This window comes from Pseudomonas sp. GW821-FHT02B10 (genome assembly GCF_059421865.1).
Map to the genome: position 1 here is coordinate 160119 of NZ_JBWKVU010000016.1, position 6125 is coordinate 166243.

The 6125-nt window shown below is 61.2% G+C and carries 4 protein-coding genes and 2 tRNA genes; 5 read left to right on the forward strand and 1 reads right to left on the reverse strand.

All coding sequences use genetic code 11. The features are described from left to right. Nucleotides 1–97: 97 nt before the first annotated feature. A complete protein-coding gene (locus tag AC07VU_RS27450) occupies nt 98–1120 on the reverse strand; it encodes an outer membrane protein assembly factor BamD (protein ID WP_007924720.1) in 1023 nt (340 codons plus the stop codon). A 151-nt stretch (nt 1121–1271) separates the two neighbouring features. On the opposite strand from AC07VU_RS27450, the gene rluD reads away from it, so the two are divergent. The 5 genes from rluD to AC07VU_RS27475 all read left to right on the forward strand — a co-directional run bounded on the left by rluD (nt 1272) and on the right by AC07VU_RS27475 (nt 6124). Continuing rightward, a complete protein-coding gene (rluD, locus tag AC07VU_RS27455; protein ID WP_007924719.1) occupies nt 1272–2234 on the forward strand; it encodes a 23S rRNA pseudouridine(1911/1915/1917) synthase RluD in 963 nt (320 codons plus the stop codon). After that, nucleotides 2231–2956, forward strand: coding sequence for a peptidoglycan editing factor PgeF (pgeF, locus tag AC07VU_RS27460; protein ID WP_053262726.1), 726 nt, complete (start codon nt 2231–2233; stop codon nt 2954–2956). Before rluD ends, pgeF begins: the two co-directional genes overlap by 4 nt. 130 nt (nt 2957–3086) lie before the next feature. After that, nucleotides 3087–5651, forward strand: a complete 2565-nt coding sequence (clpB, locus tag AC07VU_RS27465) for an ATP-dependent chaperone ClpB (RefSeq protein WP_053262725.1) — start codon at nt 3087–3089, stop codon at nt 5649–5651. A gap of 314 nt (nt 5652–5965) precedes the next feature. Next, nucleotides 5966–6041: transfer RNA gene (locus AC07VU_RS27470), tRNA-Asn, on the forward strand. Nucleotides 6042–6050: 9 nt separating this feature from the next. Beyond that, nucleotides 6051–6124, forward strand: a tRNA-Pro gene (locus AC07VU_RS27475). Nucleotide 6125: the final 1 nt, after the last annotated feature.

The window sequence follows — 6125 nt, forward strand, 5'->3', positions numbered from 1 at the left end:
CCAAGGTCATGCCGGGCGCACAGTGCAATCAGCGCTGAAATCCACGGACAAAAAAAGGGAGACTCGAAAGTCTCCCTTTTTTGTGACCGCGGCGGTGTCAGTCGAACACGCCGAAGGTCATGTAGCTGAACCACGAGCGGTCGCTGTTGTTGCCTTCGGCTTCGTGCTGTTCTTCTTCGACAGCGTCGCCATTGGCGTCTTTAGGCTTGAGCTCGGCCGGAATCGCATCCTTGGCGTCCTGGTATTGCTTCATCACGTCCTGGTTGGCGCGGGTTTCTCCCGGCGGCAGCGGTGGACGGGACTCGATCAGGCCCAGGGTGGCCTTGCTCAGCCAGGAGCGGTTGTCCGCCTCGGCGACCCGTGGCACGAACTGGCCGTCGACCAGAGTCGGGTGATCGGGGTAGTTGAGCTTCAGGGTTTCCAGGCTGGTGGCGGCCAGTTCGTCCAGGTGCAGACGCTGGTAAGCCTCGGTCATCACCGCCAGGCCATCGGCCACCGACGGGGTTTCCTGGAAGTTTTCCACCACGTAGCGGCCACGGTTGGCGGCGGCTACATAGGCCTGACGGGTCAGGTAGTAGTCGGCCACGTGGATTTCGTAGGAGGCCAGCAGATTGCGCAGGTAGATCATGCGCTGCTTGGCGTCCGGCGCGTAGCGGCTGTTCGGGAAACGGCTGGTGAGCTGGGCGAACTCGTTGTAGGAGTCGCGCGCGGCACCCGGGTCACGCTTGGTCATGTCCAGCGGCAGGAAGCGCGCCAGCAGGCCGACGTCCTGGTCGAAGGAGGTCAGGCCCTTGAGGTAGTAGGCATAGTCCACGTTCGGGTGTTGTGGGTGCAGGCGGATGAAACGCTCGGCGGCGGACTTGGCGGCCTCCGGCTCGGCGTTCTTGTAGTTGGCATAGATCAGTTCGAGCTGTGCCTGATCCGCGTAGCGGCCGAACGGATAACGCGACTCCAGGGCCTTGAGCTTGGCTGTGGCGCTGGTATAGCTGTTGTTGTCCAGGTCGGTCTGCGCCTGCTGGTACAGCTCGACCTCGCTCAGGTTTTCGTCAACGACTTCCTTCGATGAGCAAGCAGCGGTCAGTGCGAGGATGGCGATCAGCAGCAGGTGTTTCACTTGCATGGCGGCTTGCGTCCCTATGACGGCCGCTGTCTTGGGCGGGGCCGTCCTGTTATGATGAGCGCCCCGTTGAAAAGCCTCGGGGCAAAAGACGCCGTATTTAACCACAAGCGCGCAGCCGAAACCAAAGGCTGTGCCGACGCCTAGTCTGAGCATGTCCGATAAAATTGAACTTCGCGCAGAGGTGCCGTCCGAACTGGGCGGCCAACGCCTCGATCAAGTCGCCGCCCAATTATTCGCTGAGCACTCGCGCTCGCGCCTTTCCGCCTGGATCAAAGACGGCCGCCTGACTGTGGATGGAGCGGTTATCCGCCCGCGAGACATCGTCCATGGTGGCGCGGTTCTTGAGCTGACCGCCGAGCAGGAAGCTCAGGGAGAATGGATCGCTCAGGACATCGAACTGGATATCGTCTATGAAGACGACGACATCCTGGTGATCAACAAGCCTGCCGGCCTGGTGGTCCACCCCGCCGCCGGTCACGCCGATGGCACGCTGCTCAATGCCCTGCTGCACCATGTCCCGGACATCATCAACGTGCCGCGCGCCGGCATCGTCCATCGCCTGGACAAGGACACCACCGGTCTGATGGTGGTGGCCAAGACCATCCAGGCGCAGACCCAGCTGGTTGCCCAGTTGCAGAGCCGCAGCGTCAGCCGCATCTATGAATGCATCGTGATCGGCGTGGTCACCGCCGGCGGCAAGATCAACGCCCCGATCGGCCGACATGGCCAGCAACGCCAGCGCATGGCGGTGATGGAAGGCGGCAAGCCGGCCGTCAGCCACTACCGCGTGCTGGAGCGTTTCCGTTCCCACACCCATGTCCGGGTGAAACTGGAAACCGGGCGGACCCACCAGATCCGTGTGCACATGGCCCATATCAACTACCCGTTGGTCGGCGATCCGGCCTACGGTGGCCGTTTCCGCATTCCGCCCGCCGCGAACCCGACCATGGTCGAATCCCTCAAGCACTTCCCGCGTCAGGCGCTGCATGCGCGGTTCCTTGAGCTGGATCATCCGACCACCGGCGAGCGCATGAGCTGGGAATCGCCGCTGCCGGAAGATTTCGTCTGGTTGCTGACCCTGCTCAAGCAGGATCGCGAGGCTTTCGTCGGATGAGTGACTGGCTGATTCCTGACTGGCCCGCGCCGGCCGGGGTCAAAGCCTGCGTCACCACCCGTGCGGGCGGCGTCAGCCTGGCGCCGTTCGACAGCCTCAACCTGGGCGATCATGTCGATGACAACCCAGAGGCGGTGGCCGAAAACCGCCGTCGCCTGACCGATCGTTTCTCTATAAAGCCAGCCTGGCTGAAACAGGTTCACGGTATTGATGTGGTCGAGGCGGATCCGTCCGTCGTCGCCACCGCCGATGCCAGCTGGACCGCCACGCCCGGCATTGCCTGTAGCGCCATGACCGCCGATTGCCTGCCAGCGCTGTTCTGCGACCGCGCCGGTACTCGGGTGGCGGCGGCCCATGCCGGTTGGCGTGGGCTGGCGGCCGGGGTGCTGGAAGCGACGCTCGATAGCCTGAAAGTCGCGCCAGAGGATGTATTGGTCTGGCTGGGGCCGGCCATTGGTCCGCAAGCCTTCGAGGTCGGACCTGAAGTGCGTGACGCTTTCGTCCGGCACTTGCCACAGACCGAACAGGCCTTTGTAGCGAGCCACAACCCCGGCAAGCTCATGGCTGATATCTATATGTTGGCCCGCCTGCGCCTGGCGGCATGCGGCGTCACCGCCGTGTATGGCGGCGGTTTCTGCACCGTGAGCGATCCGCGTTTCTATTCCTACCGCCGCAGCCCGCGCACCGGGCGCTTCGCTTCCCTGATCTGGCTGGAACGCTAGACTCTTCTGACCTGTGTCAAGCTCGCAAGGCTTGAATCTTCCAGAATCGACCGCATCTACAGGGGTATCTGGCAGGTTTCTCTATTTAGGTGTGTCCATCGCTCCGACCTGCTCAAAAGGAAGGTGACTAATGCGTATAGACCGATTAACCAGCAAGCTTCAGCTGGCGTTATCCGATTCTCAATCCCTGGCGGTCGGCCTCGACCATCCGGCCATCGAACCCGCGCACTTGATGCAGGCGTTGCTCGAACAGCAGGGCGGCTCGATCAAGCCGCTGCTGATGCAAGTGGGCTTCGACGTGAACAGCCTGCGCAAGGAACTGAGCAAAGAGCTCGACCACTTGCCAAAAATCCAGAACCCCACCGGCGACGTGAACATGTCGCAGGATCTGGCGCGCCTGCTGAACCAGGCCGATCGCCTGGCGCAACAGAAAGGCGACCAGTTCATCTCCAGCGAGCTGGTGCTGCTGGCGGCCATGGACGAAAACAGCAAGCTCGGCAAGTTGCTGCTGGGCCAGGGCGTCAGCAAAAAAGCGCTGGAAAACGCCATTAATAACCTGCGAGGCGGCGAGGCGGTGAATGACGCCAACGTCGAGGAGTCGCGTCAGGCCCTGGACAAATACACCGTCGACCTGACCAAGCGCGCCGAAGACGGCAAGCTCGACCCGGTGATTGGCCGTGACGACGAAATCCGCCGGACCATCCAGGTGCTGCAACGCCGGACCAAGAACAACCCGGTGCTGATCGGTGAGCCTGGCGTGGGTAAAACCGCGATTGCCGAAGGCCTGGCCCAACGCATCATCAACGGCGAAGTGCCGGACGGCCTAAAAGGCAAGCGCCTGCTGTCCCTGGACATGGGCGCACTGATCGCTGGCGCCAAATACCGTGGCGAGTTCGAAGAACGCCTGAAATCCCTGCTCAACGAGCTGTCCAAGCAAGAAGGGCAGATCATTCTGTTCATCGACGAACTGCACACCATGGTCGGCGCCGGTAAGGGCGAAGGTTCGATGGATGCGGGCAACATGCTCAAGCCAGCGCTGGCTCGGGGGGAGCTGCACTGTGTCGGCGCCACCACGCTCAACGAGTACCGCCAATATATAGAGAAGGACGCGGCCCTCGAACGGCGCTTCCAGAAAGTCCTGGTGGACGAGCCGAGCGAAGAAGACACCATCGCCATCCTGCGCGGCCTGAAAGAGCGTTATGAGGTGCACCACAAGGTGGCGATCACCGATGGTGCGATCATTGCCGCGGCCAAGCTCAGCCATCGCTACATCACCGACCGGCAGTTGCCGGACAAGGCGATCGACCTGATCGACGAAGCCGCCAGCCGTATCCGCATGGAGATCGACTCCAAGCCGGAAGTGCTGGACCGCCTGGAACGGCGTCTGATTCAACTGAAGGTCGAATCCCAGGCCCTGAAGAAAGAAGACGACGAAGCGGCGATCAAGCGCCTGGAGAAACTCCAGGAGGAAATCACCCGTCTGGAGCGCGAATACGCCGATCTGGAAGAAGTCTGGACCTCGGAGAAAGCCGAAGTGCAGGGTTCGGCGCAGATTCAGCAGAAGATCGAGCAGTCCCGCCAGGAGCTGGAAGCCGCGCGCCGCAAAGGCGACCTGAACCGCATGGCCGAGTTGCAGTACGGGGTGATCCCGGACCTGGAGCGCAGCCTGCAGATGGTCGACCAGCACGGCCAAAGCGAGAACCAGCTGTTGCGCAGCAAGGTGACCGAAGAGGAAATCGCCGAAGTCGTGTCCAAGTGGACCGGTATTCCGGTGTCGAAGATGCTCGAAGGCGAGCGCGACAAGCTGCTGAAGATGGAAAGCCTGTTGCACCAGCGCGTCATCGGCCAGAACGAAGCCGTGGTGGCGGTAGCCAACGCCGTGCGGCGTTCTCGCGCTGGGTTGTCCGATCCGAACCGGCCAAGTGGTTCGTTCATGTTCCTCGGCCCGACCGGTGTGGGTAAGACCGAATTGTGCAAGGCGCTGGCCGAATTCCTTTTCGATACCGAAGAGGCGATGGTACGGATCGATATGTCCGAGTTCATGGAGAAACACTCCGTGGCTCGGTTGATCGGTGCGCCTCCAGGCTACGTCGGCTACGAGGAGGGCGGTTACCTGACCGAGGCGGTGCGGCGCAAGCCTTATTCGGTGATCCTGCTGGACGAGGTCGAGAAGGCCCATCCGGACGTGTTCAACATCCTGCTGCAGGTGCTGGAAGACGGTCGCCTGACGGATAGCCACGGGCGTACCGTGGACTTTCGTAATACGGTGATCGTCATGACCTCCAACCTGGGCTCGGCGCAGATCCAGGAGCTGGTGGGGGATCGCGAAGCACAGCGGGCGGCGGTGATGGATGCGGTGTCGACCCATTTCCGTCCGGAGTTCATCAACCGGATCGACGAAGTGGTGATCTTCGAGCCATTGGCCCGGGATCAGATCGCCGGCATCACCGAGATCCAGCTGGGACGCCTGCGCAGCCGCCTGGCCGAGCGCGAGCTCAAGCTGGAGCTGAGTGGCGAGGCCTTGGACAAACTGATTGCCGTGGGCTACGACCCGGTCTATGGCGCGCGTCCGCTGAAACGGGCGATTCAGCGCTGGATCGAGAACCCATTGGCGCAGTTGATTCTGTCCGGCAGTTTCCTGCCGGGGGCCACAGTGACGGCCAAGGTGGAAAACGACGAAATCGTCTTCGCCTGAGCCCGATAGGGCGTCGTTGTGAAGGAGGCCTCGCATTGCGAGGCCTTTTTTTGCATAGGGCGTTGAACTGTAAGGCAAAGGCTTGTAAAGTGCGCCCCGCAGTACGTCACCCCAAGGCTTTTTCCTCCCTGAGGAAAAAACTGAAATAAGTTGCAAATCATTGTCTTGAAAGCAATTTAGGGGGTTGACAGAGGTTTTTAAGATTGTAGAATAGCGCGCCTCAGAGACATGAACGTAGCGATACGGACCAGGTCAACGAGGAGGCTTCTAGAAATAAAAGCCTGCTGTAAAGGTTGTAAATTGAAATGTTCAGTTCCGTGATAGCTCAGTCGGTAGAGCAAATGACTGTTAATCATTGGGTCCCAGGTTCGAGTCCTGGTCACGGAGCCAATTTCAAACCGGGGTATAGCGCAGTCCGGTAGCGCGCCTGCTTTGGGAGCAGGATGTCAGGAGTTCGAATCCCCTTACCCCGAC

Excerpts from the sequence above, each read along its gene's own strand:
- AC07VU_RS27450 (WP_007924720.1), bottom strand. The coding sequence starts at position 1,120 with ATGCAAGTGAAACACCTGCTGCTGATCGCCATCCTCGCACTGACCGCT.
- rluD (WP_007924719.1), top strand. The coding sequence starts at position 1,272 with ATGTCCGATAAAATTGAACTTCGCGCAGAGGTGCCGTCCGAACTGGGC.
- pgeF (WP_053262726.1), top strand. The coding sequence starts at position 2,231 with ATGAGTGACTGGCTGATTCCTGACTGGCCCGCGCCGGCCGGGGTCAAA.
- clpB (WP_053262725.1), top strand. The coding sequence starts at position 3,087 with ATGCGTATAGACCGATTAACCAGCAAGCTTCAGCTGGCGTTATCCGAT.